At 59.6% G+C, this 13352-nt stretch carries 15 protein-coding genes; 14 read left to right on the top strand and 1 reads right to left on the bottom strand.

What is annotated here, in order from left to right; genetic code table 11:
• The first annotated feature begins 212 nt into the window (after nt 1-212).
• The 14 genes from K0H47_RS11700 to K0H47_RS11635 all read left to right on the top strand — a co-directional run bounded on the left by K0H47_RS11700 (nt 213) and on the right by K0H47_RS11635 (nt 11893).
• Nucleotides 213-962, top strand: a complete 750-nt coding sequence (locus tag K0H47_RS11700) for an electron transfer flavoprotein subunit beta/FixA family protein (RefSeq protein WP_004371224.1) — start codon at nt 213-215, stop codon at nt 960-962.
• A gap of 2 nt (nt 963-964) precedes the next feature.
• Nucleotides 965-1894: an electron transfer flavoprotein subunit alpha/FixB family protein gene (locus K0H47_RS11695; protein WP_004371223.1), complete on the top strand. Its 930-nt coding sequence runs from the start codon at nt 965-967 to the stop codon at nt 1892-1894.
• 83 nt (nt 1895-1977) lie between these two features.
• Nucleotides 1978-2793, top strand: a complete 816-nt coding sequence (locus K0H47_RS11690; protein WP_218263323.1) for an ABC transporter substrate-binding protein — start codon at nt 1978-1980, stop codon at nt 2791-2793.
• Nucleotides 2794-2802: 9 nt separating this feature from the next.
• Nucleotides 2803-3165, top strand: coding sequence for a DUF4398 domain-containing protein (locus K0H47_RS11685; protein ID WP_076015098.1), 363 nt, complete (start codon nt 2803-2805; stop codon nt 3163-3165).
• Complete coding sequence (locus K0H47_RS11680) at nt 3162-3974, top strand: OmpA family protein (protein WP_093207362.1); 813 nt, start codon at nt 3162-3164, stop codon at nt 3972-3974. Before K0H47_RS11685 ends, K0H47_RS11680 begins: the two co-directional genes overlap by 4 nt.
• 312 nt (nt 3975-4286) lie before the next feature.
• On the top strand, nt 4287-5726 hold the full coding sequence (locus tag K0H47_RS11675; protein WP_008434911.1) for a PLP-dependent aminotransferase family protein: 1440 nt from the start codon (nt 4287-4289) through the stop codon (nt 5724-5726).
• 104 nt (nt 5727-5830) lie between these two features.
• Nucleotides 5831-6331: a translation initiation factor 2 gene (locus K0H47_RS11670; protein WP_219272710.1), complete on the top strand. Its 501-nt coding sequence runs from the start codon at nt 5831-5833 to the stop codon at nt 6329-6331.
• A gap of 162 nt (nt 6332-6493) precedes the next feature.
• Complete coding sequence (locus tag K0H47_RS11665; RefSeq protein ID WP_026077765.1) at nt 6494-6748, top strand: YkgJ family cysteine cluster protein; 255 nt, start codon at nt 6494-6496, stop codon at nt 6746-6748.
• Nucleotides 6749-6792: 44 nt separating this feature from the next.
• Entirely contained in the window at nt 6793-7398 is a 606-nt protein-coding gene (locus K0H47_RS11660; protein ID WP_063027992.1) for an START domain-containing protein, read from the top strand.
• A gap of 79 nt (nt 7399-7477) precedes the next feature.
• Nucleotides 7478-7738, top strand: a complete 261-nt coding sequence (locus K0H47_RS11655) for a hypothetical protein (protein ID WP_017475778.1) — start codon at nt 7478-7480, stop codon at nt 7736-7738.
• A 213-nt stretch (nt 7739-7951) separates the two neighbouring features.
• Nucleotides 7952-8293: a ribonuclease E inhibitor RraB gene (locus K0H47_RS11650; RefSeq protein WP_003193463.1), complete on the top strand. Its 342-nt coding sequence runs from the start codon at nt 7952-7954 to the stop codon at nt 8291-8293.
• Between the two features lie 436 nt (nt 8294-8729).
• Nucleotides 8730-10139 carry a circularly permuted type 2 ATP-grasp protein gene (locus K0H47_RS11645; protein WP_017475776.1) on the top strand — a complete coding sequence of 470 codons (1410 nt, stop codon included), beginning with the start codon at nt 8730-8732 and terminating at the stop codon, nt 10137-10139.
• Nucleotides 10140-10142: 3 nt separating this feature from the next.
• The gene (locus tag K0H47_RS11640; RefSeq protein ID WP_063027996.1) at nt 10143-11093 is read left to right on the top strand and encodes an alpha-E domain-containing protein; all 951 of its coding nucleotides are present in this window, start codon (nt 10143-10145) and stop codon (nt 11091-11093) included.
• Nucleotides 11090-11893: a transglutaminase family protein gene (locus K0H47_RS11635; protein ID WP_010165966.1), complete on the top strand. Its 804-nt coding sequence runs from the start codon at nt 11090-11092 to the stop codon at nt 11891-11893. Before K0H47_RS11640 ends, K0H47_RS11635 begins: the two co-directional genes overlap by 4 nt.
• Nucleotides 11894-11997: 104 nt before the next feature.
• Here K0H47_RS11635 and K0H47_RS11630 read toward each other — a convergent pair whose 3' ends face one another.
• Nucleotides 11998-12801, bottom strand: a complete 804-nt coding sequence (locus K0H47_RS11630; protein ID WP_219272708.1) for a cytochrome c — start codon at nt 12799-12801, stop codon at nt 11998-12000.
• Between the last annotated feature and the right edge of the window lie 551 nt (nt 12802-13352).

The following is a 13352-nucleotide window of genomic DNA, read 5'->3' as shown; positions in this document are numbered from 1 at the left end:
GGGTGACGCGCGAGCCACGATGGCGCGCAGTTTACACGCCACGATAATGAATGACCTCTCAGTCACCGCTGACGAACGGTCATCACTCCCGTGAGCAAGGTCCCCCGCCGACGATCGCCGGTGTTTTTGGAGGTGCCCTTGTGTGCCGATGAGCATCAACCGCCAGGTTCGCCTAGGCGACTTTCTTTTCACCGGAGAGTAACGAGGAATCCATGAAGGTTCTTGTAGCTGTCAAACGCGTTGTCGATTACAACGTGAAAGTTCGCGTCAAGGCGGACAATTCCGGCGTCGACCTCGCTAACGTCAAGATGTCGATGAACCCTTTCTGCGAAATCGCCGTGGAAGAAGCCGTACGCCTGAAAGAGAAAGGTGTTGCGACTGAAATCGTCGTCGTTTCCATCGGTCCGACCACTGCTCAAGAGCAGCTGCGTACCGCCCTGGCGCTGGGTGCCGATCGCGCCATCCTCGTCGAATCCGCTGAAGAGCTGACTTCCCTGGCCGTTGCCAAGTTGTTGAAAGCTGTTGTCGACAAGGAACAGCCATCGCTGGTGATCCTCGGCAAACAAGCCATCGACAGCGACAACAACCAGACTGGCCAGATGCTGGCTGCACTGACCGGTTACGGCCAGGGCACCTTCGCCTCGAAAGTCGAAGTGAGCGGCGACAAGGTTGCCGTGACCCGCGAAATCGATGGCGGCGCGCAAACAGTTTCCCTGAAACTGCCAGCCATCGTCACCACCGACCTGCGTTTGAACGAGCCGCGCTACGCGTCCCTGCCAAACATCATGAAAGCCAAGAAGAAGCCTCTCGAAGTGCTGACTCCGGATGCTTTGGGCGTTTCCACCGCCTCCACCAACAAGACCGTAAAAGTCGAAGCGCCGGCTGCACGCAGCGCGGGCATCAAGGTCAAGTCGGTGGCTGAACTGGTCGAGAAACTGAAAAACGAAGCGAAGGTAATCTAACCATGACTATCTTGGTAATCGCAGAACACGACAACAAGGTTGTGGCCCCGGCCACCCTGAACACTGTTGCCGCCGCCGCCAAAATCGGTGGTGATATCCACGTGCTGGTCGCCGGCCAAAACGTTGGTGCCGTGGCTGAAGCCGCTGCAAAAATCGCTGGCGTGAGCAAAGTACTGGTCGCCGACAACGCGGCCTACGCTCACCAGTTGCCGGAAAACGTTGCCCCGCTGGTAGCAGAGCTGGGCGCTGGCTACAGCCACATCCTGGCTGCCGCTACCTCCAACGGCAAAAACATCCTGCCGCGCGTTGCTGCGCAGCTGGACGTTGACCAGATCTCCGAGATCGTTTCGGTTGAAAGCGCCGACACCTTCAAGCGTCCGATCTATGCCGGTAACGCCATCGCTACCGTGCAGTCCACTGCGTCGGTAAAAGTCATCACCGTGCGTGCCACCGGTTTCGACCCGGTTGCTGCTGAAGGTGGTTCGGCTGCGGTTGAAGCTGTGGCTGCTGCTCACGACGCTGGCACTTCCAGCTTCGTAGGCGAAGAGCTGGCCAAGTCCGATCGTCCGGAACTGACCGCTGCCAAGATCGTCGTTTCCGGCGGTCGCGGCATGCAGAACGGCGACAACTTCAAGCACCTGTACGCCCTGGCTGACAAGCTGGGCGCTGCGGTCGGCGCTTCCCGCGCTGCCGTCGACGCAGGTTTTGTACCGAACGACATGCAGGTCGGTCAGACCGGCAAAATCGTTGCGCCACAGCTGTACATCGCCGTCGGTATCTCCGGCGCGATCCAGCATTTGGCCGGTATGAAAGACTCCAAGGTGATCGTTGCGATCAACAAGGACGAAGAAGCGCCGATCTTCCAGGTGGCTGATTACGGCCTGGTGGCAGACTTGTTCGAAGCCGTACCCGAGTTGGAGAAGCTGGTCTAATCCAGTCGCTTCACTTATAAAGAGCCCGGTCTTTTGACCGGGTTTTTTTTTGCCCGGTAATTTTTGAATGGGAGAACCCTGCCATGGAATTGCGTCCCTGGACTGTACTGCTGGCCCTGTCGCTGCTGCCGACGGTGTCGCTGGCGGCTGGCAAATGTGATCGCCTGGTGATCACCGGCAGCCCGGACGCACCGCCTTATCTGTGGCGTGATCCCCGGGACCCCACGCACTTGATCGGCGCCACCGCCGACATGTTGCAGCAAGTGGCCAAGGACCTCGGAGTGAAAATCGACCTGCTGTACGGCGGCAAGCGCTCCGTGGCTCTGGACGAAGTGCGCAGCGGACGCATGGACATCCTTGCCGATGCGCCGTTGACCCTCGACGCTCTGGATGCCCTCGATTACATCCACCCGGCATTGGTGCAAACCGATTACCTGGTCTGGACCCGCAAGGATTCGGCCCTGGCCTACAACCAGCCCAGCGACCTGCATGGCCACAAGGGCGCGGTGTCGGAAAGGGCGCGCCTGAGCCGTGACTTTGAAACCTTCGCCGGTGAGCAACTGACCCTGCAACGCCTGCCCACCTTGACCCCGGCGTTTCAGAAGCTGCTGCTGGGGGAAGTGGACTACGTACTCGCCGGACGTTATTCCGGCATGGCCATGGCCCAGACCCTGGGCATGAGCAACGACCTGGTGGCGCGGGAAATACCCATCGACCAGCCGGGACTCTACCTGGCGATTTCCCACAACTCCGCCTGCAACGATCCGTGGTTGCGCGGACAGCTCGCCAAAAAGATGACAGAATTGCCCGCGTCCGGTCTGGCGGAAACCGCGCTGCAGCGCAATCTCGAGCGCTGGAAAGCGCAGTTGCAGCAACCCGTCGGCACCCCAACAAAGTAGGGATTTTCAGTGACTATTCGACCTCTTTTCGCGGCCCTCGCCGTTGTAGCTCTGGCGGGATGTGCAGCCGATCCTGCGCCGAATGAACAAATGCGCCTGACCCAGCAAGCCCTGGAGCAAGCCAACGCCGTGGGCGCCGTCGCCGATGACTCGCCCGAGCTGAAGCTGGCTGAAGGCAAGTTCACCCAGGCCAAGGCCGACATGGCCGATGAATCCTACAAGGACGCCCGCATGCAGGCTGAAGAAGCCGAGCTGGACGCCCGCCTGGCGGAAGCGCGGGTGCTGACCCGCAAAAGCCAGGAGCAACTGAACGTGCTCAACACCCGTATCACCCGCCTGCGCAAGCAGTTGCAGTTGGGAGACGCCCAATGAGCCCGTTGATTCGTGGGTTGAGCTGTGTGGTGTTGCTGGGCAGTGCCCTCGGTGGTTGTGCGACCCATCCCGACAGTAACCTCGCCTTGCAACAGGCGAGCAGTGACTTTCAGAAGGTCAAGGAAGACTCGAATGTGCTGCGTATCGCGCCCAAAGACGTGATACGTGCGGGTGAGTCCCTGGCCCGGGCCGACCGTTTCTCCAGCTTCTGGGGCAGCGGCGCCGATGTGGCGCATTACGCCTACCTGAGCCAGCGCTACAGCGCGATTGCCCGGGAACACACCGAGCAGGCACTCAATCAGGAGCGTGGGGTCAAGCTGGAGCTGGAACGCCAGCGTCTGCAGCTGGCCCTGCGTGAAGCCAAGCTGGCCAGCGTGCAGCAACAGGGCAAATGGATTGAGGCGCAGATTTCCAGCCTGACCACCGTCCAGCCTGATCGCGGGCTGGTGATGACGCTGGGTGACGTGCTGTTCGACACTGGCGAGGCAGAGCTGCAAAACTCGGCCAACCGCACGGTGCTCAAAGTCGTACAGTTCCTGCAGTTGAACCCCAAGCGCGTGGTGCGTATCGAGGGTTACACCGACAATACCGGTGGCGAGCAGGAAAACCTCAAACTGTCTCGGGACCGCGCCCAAGCGGTGGCCGATGTACTGAGCGACCTGGGTATCGATGAAAAACGCATTCAGGTCGAAGGCTACGGCGATCAGTACCCGGTTGACGTCAACGCTTCGGAGCGTGGCCGGGCGCAGAACCGTCGGGTAGAAATAGTGTTCTCCGACGAGAAAGGCCAACTGGGCGCTGCTCGCTAAACCAGGTACTCAAGCTCAAAGGTGATCCTGTAGGAGCTGTCGAGCCCCAGCGAGGCTGCGATAGTATCGCCTCGGTGGACCTGCGAGACCGCAGCGCCTGCATCGCCGCCTCGCTAAAGCTCAACAGCTCCCAAAAAAGCCCGATCAGTGATCGGACTTTTTTATGCCCGCCATTCAGTTCGCCACCCTTACAGTTTTTTCTATCACTGCCGCCCACGCTCGACTATTGTGGCAACTGTCCCCGTACACTTCTAAACTGTGCCGGTATGTTTCACACAAAAATAAAATACCCGTGAAATCGAGTGCTGCGTCATGACCAATCTGTTGCTTTACCAACGTATCGCCCAGCAACTGGCTGAGGATATCCGCCGCGGTGTCTATCAACCGGGCGAGCGCGTGCCTTCGGTGCGCAAAATGAGCTCCCAGCTCAATGTCAGCCACGCCACCGTGTTGCAGGCCTACGCGAACCTGGAAGACCAGGGGTTGATTCGCGCGCGGCCGCAGTCCGGGTATTACGTGCACCAGACGCCGGCGCTCACCGCGCCTACGCCGGATATTGCCCGGGTCGAGCGTCCAGGGTTGGTCACCCGCAGCAGCATCATTCAACAGGTGTTGGTCGAATCCCGTCGCGAAGGCGTGTTCCCGCTGGGGGCTGCCGTGCCGAGTGTCGACTACTTGCCGGTGCGTGCACTGCACCAGCAACTGGCCAAGGTCACGCGCTTCCAGAGCCCGCGGGCGTTCAGCTACATGTTCAGCCCGGGTTTTGAACCGCTGCGGCGCCAGGTGGCGATCCGTATGCGGGATGCCGGGGTGGTGGTCGATCCGTCCGAAGTGGTGATCACCCACGGGTGTGTCGACGCGTTGCAGATGTCGCTACGGGTCCTGACCCGTCCCGGCGACTTGATCGCCGCCGAATCGCCGACCTATTACGGCTTGCTGCAACTGGCGGATTTGCTCGGCCTGAAGGTCATCGAAATTCCCAGCGACCCGGCCACCGGCATGAGCCTGGAGGCCCTGCAACTGGCGGCCAACCAATGGTCGATCAAGGCCCTGGTGCTGACCACGCGCCTGAGCAATCCCCTGGGCGGCACCATGCCCGAAGAGCGGCAGAAACAGTTGCTGCGCTTGGCGTCGGATTTCGATATCCAGGTCGTCGAGGACGATATCTACGGCGAACTGATGTTCGAACTGGGTCGCACCAAGGCGCTCAAAGCCTACGACCGCCTGGACCGTGTCATCTATTGCTCCAGTTTTTCCAAGACCTTGTCACCGGGCATCCGCATCGGCTGGATGATCGCCGGCAAGTACCAGCAGGAAATCCAGCGCCTGCAAATGTTCAGCACCCATTCGGCCTGCAGCGTGACCCAGATGGGCACGGCGGCGTACCTGGAAAACGGCGGTTACGACCGGCACTTGCGCTATATCCGCCAGGAGTATCGCAAGAACCTCAGCGCGTTCCAGCTGGCAGTGCAACAGTATTTCCCCGAAGGCACCCAGATGACCCGGCCGACCGGCGGTTTTATCCTGTGGGTCAGTTTGCCGGGACGGGTCAATACCCAGGAACTGCACGTGCGTGCCTTGCAGCAAGGCATCAGCATTGCACCGGGGCTGATCTTCAGTAATACAGAACAGTTCAACCACTGTATTCGCCTGAACTGCGGCACGCCGTGGAACCGCGAGGCGGAGCGCGCGCTGATGACCCTCGGCATGCTGGCGAGCCAGTTGTGCCAAGAGACTGCGGCCGGTTTCTGAGGCATGGAAAGGGGACACGTAGGGTAGCTGGCTAATTACCATGCTTGTCATACCGCCCTCAACAAGCGAGCATATGGCCTTCTGCCGTTAATGCTGCTGGCGATATGACTTATACCTTTCCTGCTGCGCTGCTGTTCTGCGTGTTAAGCCTGTGTAACGCTGGCGCCGTCCTGGCGGCTCCCGCCGGTGAAACAGCCCCTGCTGCCATCACCCAGCAGAAAGCACCGGCGAAGAAAGCCGCTGCGGTAAAGAAGACACCGGTGGCGAAGAAAGCACCCGTCAAGAAAGCAGCACCGGCTAAAAAGCGTGCGCCTATTGCCAGCAAGTCCAAATCAGCCCACGAAGTGGCCAAGACTCAATTGCCGCCTGCGGAACTGGATTTGAGCCTGCCGTCGAACATGGTTCGCCACCTGCAACCTCTCGGCACCATGCCGCAGCCGAAGAATGTGCCGCTGCTGCCGCCGATGTTTGCCGAGAAACCCACCGATAACAGCGCGTTCCAGATCAACGGGCGCCTGCTCAGCAATGAAATGCAGCTGCAACTGCGCAACGAAGAACGCCGCGAGGTAGAAGGCGCGGCGCTGGATTTCCAGTTCAAGCAATAAACCCGACGACTGAAAGTGACGCGCCCCCCTGACCTTCTGTCGCAGACTGGCCAGTCACTTTTGTTTTCGGTGAAAAACCCCTATTAGGCCAATTTAAAACGTCTGTTTAAGCGCGTAGTCTTACGTGGCCATCAACACTGAGTTGTCGAGGATCTGTTCGTCATGAAATGCCGTGAAGGCTGTGGCGCTTGCTGCATTGCCCCATCCATCAGTTCTCCGTTGCCGGGGATGCCTGCCGGCAAACCGGCGGGCGAACGCTGCCTGCATCTTTCGGTCGAACAACTGTGCCAGTTGTTTGGCCAGCCAGAGCGGCCGGCGGTGTGCAGCTCGTTCCAGCCGGATATCGAAGTGTGTGGCAACAGCCAGGCAGAAGCGATCAAGTTGATCGGCTGGTGGGAACAGATGACCGCGGCTTAGTGGGCTGTTCAAAGTACTGAACTTCAACAATAAGGAATAAGACCATGGGTTCACTGAAACGAATTGCTGTGTTGTGCGGTTTTACCGTGATGTTTGCTGCCGCAGCGCACGCTGAAGACTGGCAGACTGCCAAGGATGAAGACGGCATCAAAGTGTCGTTGAGTGAAATTGCCGGCTCCAAATACAAGGCTTATCGCGGTGTGACCACCATCAAGGCACCGCTGGCCAAGATCCAGGCGTTGCAGGAAGACGTGGCCGGGGCCTGTTCCTGGATCCACGAATGCAAATCGCAAAAACTGCTTAAGCAAGAAGGTGACAAGAGCTGGACCTACACCCAGTTCAAGGCCCCGTTCCCGGTCACCGACCGTGACTCGATCCTGGAAATCACCACCACCAAGGCCGCCGACGGCAGCGTGACCCGCAAGCTGTTGGAAGTGCCGACCTACCAGCCCGAAGTCAAAGGCTATGTGCGCGTAGCCCAGGTTGACGGTTACTGGAAGCTGGTGCCTAAAGGCGACAACCTGACCGAAGTGACCTATCAGGTGCACACCGAGCCAGGTGGCAGCGTGCCGTCGTGGTTGGCCAACAAGTTTGTGGTGGACGCACCGTTCAACACCTTGAAAGCCCTGAAAGAACACGCTGAAAAGTAACTGCAGTTGATCAGGTGCCTCCTGCCTTGAGTGGAACGATTTCCAAGCCCTCAAGGTCCAGATAGATGTAAGCCCACCCATGGGTTTTATCGAGGAGGCTCTGATGCCAAAGTGGAACGTTTCCTTCACTGATGATCATGGTGAGTCGGTAGTCGAGCAATTCGAATGCGAGCAAAAACCGACCCTTGAAGAGGCTGCGCGCCTGGTTCGCGCTCGCGTGTCTCCGGTGCTGAAGGAATTGGATCTCAACGATCTCGAGGGGCGTGTTGCCGAGCCCACGGTGAAGATCCTGAAAGATCAAAACAGCATTAAAGACCTCAAGGTCGACCCCGCCGCCTGAACATTCCCTGTACACCCTTAAACAGACTCTGGTGGAGCTGAAAGCTTCGCGCTACTCTGCAATGGAGATCAGCGAATGAATCGCTAAGGTCTGGTCTTGTCAGCTACATGCTTGTCTCCCAGCGGCGACTTCATTGCCGTAACACCCGCGCCCTTGCAGCGCGGGCCTTGGGAAGCACGGAAAGTCTATCCATCGGTGTGAGGAGGACGTTTCATGAGCACAGCCTATCAAGAAGACATCAGCACCAACGTGTTGCGCCGCATGAAAGAGGGCGGCTTTGACTTCTCACGTTTCCACCCCATTGAGTTCTACGCCATTTTCCCGGATGAGGAACGTGCGCGCCGGGCTGCGGGTCGGTTTCGTGGGGAATCCCTGAATGCCCAGGTCAGCGCGCGGGATGACGGCGCCTGGTACCTGGAACTGAGCAAAATCATGTTCGCCACCTACGACGGCATAGGAGACTTCGAGCAGGACTTTGAGGCAGTGGTCGAGCCTTTGGGCGGGATCATTGAGGGATGGGGCGTGAAACAGGAGGTGCGTGGGTTACCCATGTAGCGGCATGAGCAACAACACAGCGTATCGGCTGACCTTTGGGTCGGCCGTTTTTGTTTCTGGCTTGGGAAAAATCCGGCGCAAAAAAAACCACCCGAGCAGGGTGGTCAAAGGGAAGATCGGAGCGAAGGGGAACCGATCGGTACATGCCGTATCACGTTACCCATCAAGCAAAGGTTCAGGCTGTAGGACATGTCCTGTTCAGCCGATGGAGGTGATTATCCGCAGGGTTTGCCGCGCGGTGAAATCAACTCTGACTATGCTGGTGATAGTCATGGCCTGCATTGCAATGAGGCGCCGCCCATGACAGCGGGCATTTGCTGCACCGGGACGGTGCGGTGAGACCTGCGCCTATCTCCAACTGATTGAAACTTAAGTGTTTATGCCGCTGGCACGGGCCTTGCGATGGTTCTGGCGTCCGGGTGACAAGGAGTACGGCATGATCCGCACTTATTACGATGAGATGTACGACGGGGCAGGGCAGGTGCGCCCCCATTACCGCGAGTTCGCCCGCTGGTTGGCCGAGACGCCTGCCGAACTGCTGGCTCAGCGCCGCCGTGAAGCCGATTTACTGTTTCACCGGGCCGGTATCACCTTCACGCTGTATGGCGATGAGCAAGGCACCGAGCGCCTGATTCCCTTCGACACGATTCCCCGCAGCATCCCGGCCAGTGAGTGGCGGATCGTCGAGCGCGGCTGCATCCAGCGGGTCAAGGCGTTGAACATGTTTCTCGCCGACCTGTACCACGAACAACGGATCATCAAGGCCGGGATCATCCCTGCCGAGCAAGTGCTGGCCAACGAGCAATACCAGTTGGCGATGCAGGGCCTGGACCTGCACCGCGATATCTATTCCCACATCTCCGGCGTCGACCTCGTACGCGATGGCGACGGTACTTACTATGTCCTCGAAGACAACCTGCGCACCCCCAGCGGTGTCAGCTATATGCTCGAAGACCGCAAGATGATGATGCGTCTGTTCCCCGAACTGTTCGCCGCCCAGCGCATCGCGCCCATCGATCATTACCCCAATCTGTTGCTCGACACCCTGAAAAGCTCCAGCCCGCTGGATAACCCCAGCGTGGTGGTACTCACCCCGGGGCGTTTCAACAGTGCGTTCTTCGAACATGCGTTCCTGGCCCGTGAAATGGGCGTGGAATTGGTGGAAGGTGCCGACCTGTTTGTTCGCGATGACCGCGTGTTCATGCGCACCACTGACGGCCCCAAGGCGGTGGATGTGATCTACCGCCGCCTCGACGACGCGTTCCTCGACCCGCTGGCCTTCAACCCGGACTCCATGCTCGGCGTGCCAGGCCTGCTGGCGGCGTACCGCTCGGGCAATGTGGTGCTGGCGAATGCCATCGGCACCGGGGTGGCGGATGACAAGTCGGTGTACCCCTTCGTCACCGAGATGATCCGTTTTTACCTGGATGAAGAACCGATCCTGAAGAATGTTCCGACGTTCCAGTGCCGTAATCCCAGTGAACTGTCCCACGTGCTGGCCAACCTTCCGGAGCTGGTGGTGAAGGAAACCCAGGGCTCCGGTGGCTACGGCATGTTGGTCGGCCCGGCCGCCTCGGCGGCGGAAATCGAAGCCTTCCGCGCACGCATCAAGGCCAAGCCCCACGCCTATATCGCGCAGCCAACCCTGTGCCTGTCGACGTGCCCGACCTTCGTCGAAAACGGCATCGCCCCACGCCACATCGACCTGCGTCCGTTCGTGCTGCAAGGCAAGGAAACCCGTGTGGTGCCCGGCGGCCTGACCCGCGTGGCGCTGCGGGAAGGTTCGCTGGTGGTCAACTCGTCCCAGGGCGGCGGCACCAAAGACACCTGGGTGGTCGAGGATTGAAATATGTTGAGTAGAACTGCCTCGGATTTGTATTGGATGTCGCGTTATCTGGAGCGTGCGGAAAACCTCGCACGGATGCTCGACGTCAGTTATTCGCTGTCGCTGATGCCCCAGGACGGGCGCGGCGATGGCTTGCATGAACTGGCGATGCCGCTGCTGATCACCGGCACCCTCGATGATTACCGCGAGCGTCACGGGGAGCTGCACGCCGAGCGCTTGCTGCACTTCTTCGCCCTGGATGCGGCCAACCCCGCCAGCATCTACAGCTGCCTCGGTGCGGCCCGGGCCAGTGCCCACGCCGTACGTGGGCGAATCACCGCCGACATGTGGGAAAACATCAACGCCACCTGGCTGGAAATTCGCGACATCGCCCAGCAGGGCCTAAGCCGTTATGGCATGAGCCGGTTCTGCGAGTGGGTCAAGGAACGCTCCCACCTGTTCCGTGGCGCCACCTACGGCACCATCATGCGTAACGACGCTTTTCGTTTTATCCGCCTCGGCACCTTTATCGAACGCGCTGACAACACCCTGCGCCTGCTGGATGCCCGCTATGAAATGGCCGGTGACCAGGCCGAAGCGGTCACCGATGGCACCGCCCACGCCTACTATCAGTGGAGTGCGCTATTAAGGGCCTTGTCCTCTTTCGAGGCCTACACCGAGATCTACCGCGACGCCCCAGGCGCCCGGCAAGTCGCCGAACTGTTGCTGCTCCGCGCCGACGTCCCGCGTTCGCTGCGGGCGTGCAGTGAGGAGATTGATCAGATCCTTGGCAGCCTGCCCGGCATCAACGGTCGCCCGGCCCAGCGCCTGGCGGCTGAAATGGATGCACGGCTGCGCTTTACCGCGATCGACGAAATTCTCGAGGAAGGCCTGCACGCTTGGCTGACCGACTTCATCCCGCTCGTGCGCGAGCTGGGCGATGCTATTTACAGTTCCTACCTGGAGGCGGCATGAGACTTTCCATCAGCCACGAAACCACCTACCACTACGAAGACCAGGTGCGTGCCAGCATCCAGTACCTGCGTCTCACGCCCCACGACAGCGAGCGTCAGCACGTCCTGAGCTGGCAACTGGACCTGCCCCGGCCGGTGCGGGCGCAACTGGACCCGTTCGGTAACATCCTGCACGTGCTGACCCTGGATGAGCCCCACGAAGCCATCATCATCGGCGCCCGTGGCCAGGTGGATATCGATGAATTGCGCGAGGCGGAACATGAAAGCCAGTCGGCATTTCCGTTCCTGCGCTGCACCCGCTTGACCGAGCCGGACGATGCCCTGCGCAGCTTTGCCGAAAAGCATTGCCACCAGCGCCGCGACCGCAGTGCGTTGATTGATCTGATGCATGCGCTGAACCAGTACATGACCTACTCGCCCGGCTCTACCGAAGTCGACACCTGTGCGGCCAAGGCGTTTGCCGGGCGTGCCGGGGTGTGCCAGGACCACACCCACGCCTTCCTCGCCTGTGCCCGTAGCCTGGGTATTCCGGCGCGGTACGTGTCGGGGTATTTATACAGCGAAGACTGCGAGCACCTGGCCAGCCACGCCTGGGCCGAAGCCTGGCTGGATGACGCCTGGTACAGCTTTGACGTGACCAATCAACTGGCCCGGCCGGAGCGGCATCTGAAGCTGGCGGTGGGCCTGGATTACCTGGACGCCTGCCCGGTGCGGGGCATGCGCCGTGGGGGAGGGCATGAGCAGATGCATGCCAAGGTATTTGTGGCACCGACACCGGTGATTTCGGTGCAGCAGCAGTAGGATTCCGGGAAAGAGAGGGAGCTGTGTAGCAGGAAAGCTCTCTGTGCCAGCAAAGCTTTTTGTGGCGAGGGAGCAAGCTCCCTCGCCACAGATTTACCCGAGCCTTAAGGCTGCTTTCTGCCTGCCATATGCTTCAAGTACCCCACCAGCAAATCCAGGTCCGCATCCGGCAGCACGCTGGTGGCAAACGCCGGCATCTTCGCCTGTGGCCAATGCCGCATGCTTTGCGGGTCGCGGATGTAGCGCTTGAGGAAATCCCCGGTGAAATATTCAGTGGGGTTGTAGGGAATATTCAAGTCCGGCCCCACCTGCGCATCGCCAGCCCCGTTGAGGCGATGACACGCCAGGCAGTTCTTTTGGAACAGCGCGAAGCCTTGATTCACCGGATCATTCGCCGCCAGTTTCGGGTCCGGTAACAACGCCGGAAAGCGCTCCGCCACCGTCTTCAACTGCTTGATGCCGGAGATCTGAAACGGCCATTGCTCAGGGCTGATAGACCCGGCCTGCGGGTCCGTCCAAACCAGATAAAACGGCCCGGCACTGGGTTTGCCGTCCGCCAGCGGCGGCCATGGGTGCGCCGGGTCTTCTACCGCCAACCAGGCCCGCGCGCCGCTTTTTGATAGCAGCGGTGCCGCCGTCAGTTCTGCGGCAAAGCCGTCAAGCGCCACCGCCTGCAGATGATTTTCCGGCGTGATGCCCGGCAACAGCGCTGCCAACGGTACCGCGCGATACGTCATGTTGCGCTTGTAGGAAACGTCATCAACGATCTGCACCGTCTGTGCATCCGAGCGCTTGAGCAGCTCGGCGGTTTCCCAGGTTTTACGGGTGTGATCCAACTCGATGGTCAGCTGTGCGGCAGACGCCGGCAAGGCGAGCAGCAAGCTCAGGAGGACGATGATCTGTTTCAAGGAAGGGCCCGTGTTTGAGTGGCGATGCGGGTTCACGATACCGCAAAACTACCTGAAACCGGCACGCAAAACGGCAGCCCCTGACGGGATCGCTATACGCAATATCCCGAAAGGTGCTGCCAAAGGCTGCGATCCTGGCGCTGTGTTTGCGCAGAATGGGGGCGTTAGACGTCACCCAATAACCTTGGTTAGATTGGGCAAGATCAGAATCAGTGTGGTGGCGAAAAGAATAAGTCCCGCCTGACGTACTTTCGAATGCTTGAACATGGCTGACTGCCTTTTGTTGTTATTCCTGAGCGTCAAATGCGTGCCGGTCGATTCAACTATGACGGTGCTACATGACTCTTTTCTTACAGTTCTTACAGGTGCCCCAGCAAAACCCGGCGGCAACCTTTTACTTCTCCTACAGATTCAACCTTAGAGCCCTCGTTCTATATGGCTTAGATCCATTTCATCTCTTTACCTGAAGAAAACTTATTAAAAAGGCATGAGGCCAATTGCCAGCCAGACGCCAGCCCTAGGGCTAGACAGCTAAAACGATTAATCAGCCA

The organism is Pseudomonas sp. Xaverov 83 (assembly GCF_019352905.1).
Taxonomy (GTDB): domain Bacteria; phylum Pseudomonadota; class Gammaproteobacteria; order Pseudomonadales; family Pseudomonadaceae; genus Aquipseudomonas; species Aquipseudomonas yamanorum.
This window is presented reverse-complemented; position numbering and strand designations above follow the sequence as displayed.

Coding starts and splice junctions, on each gene's coding strand:
- K0H47_RS11670 (WP_219272710.1), top strand. CDS start 5,831: ATGACTTATACCTTTCCTGCTGCGCTGCTGTTCTGCGTGTTAAGCCTG.
- K0H47_RS11650 (WP_003193463.1), top strand. CDS start 7,952: ATGAGCACAGCCTATCAAGAAGACATCAGCACCAACGTGTTGCGCCGC.
- K0H47_RS11695 (WP_004371223.1), top strand. CDS start 965: ATGACTATCTTGGTAATCGCAGAACACGACAACAAGGTTGTGGCCCCG.
- K0H47_RS11635 (WP_010165966.1), top strand. CDS start 11,090: ATGAGACTTTCCATCAGCCACGAAACCACCTACCACTACGAAGACCAG.
- K0H47_RS11645 (WP_017475776.1), top strand. CDS start 8,730: ATGATCCGCACTTATTACGATGAGATGTACGACGGGGCAGGGCAGGTG.
- K0H47_RS11660 (WP_063027992.1), top strand. CDS start 6,793: ATGGGTTCACTGAAACGAATTGCTGTGTTGTGCGGTTTTACCGTGATG.
- K0H47_RS11655 (WP_017475778.1), top strand. CDS start 7,478: ATGGGTTTTATCGAGGAGGCTCTGATGCCAAAGTGGAACGTTTCCTTC.
- K0H47_RS11690 (WP_218263323.1), top strand. CDS start 1,978: ATGGAATTGCGTCCCTGGACTGTACTGCTGGCCCTGTCGCTGCTGCCG.
- K0H47_RS11680 (WP_093207362.1), top strand. CDS start 3,162: ATGAGCCCGTTGATTCGTGGGTTGAGCTGTGTGGTGTTGCTGGGCAGT.
- K0H47_RS11675 (WP_008434911.1), top strand. CDS start 4,287: ATGACCAATCTGTTGCTTTACCAACGTATCGCCCAGCAACTGGCTGAG.
- K0H47_RS11665 (WP_026077765.1), top strand. CDS start 6,494: ATGAAATGCCGTGAAGGCTGTGGCGCTTGCTGCATTGCCCCATCCATC.
- K0H47_RS11640 (WP_063027996.1), top strand. CDS start 10,143: ATGTTGAGTAGAACTGCCTCGGATTTGTATTGGATGTCGCGTTATCTG.
- K0H47_RS11700 (WP_004371224.1), top strand. CDS start 213: ATGAAGGTTCTTGTAGCTGTCAAACGCGTTGTCGATTACAACGTGAAA.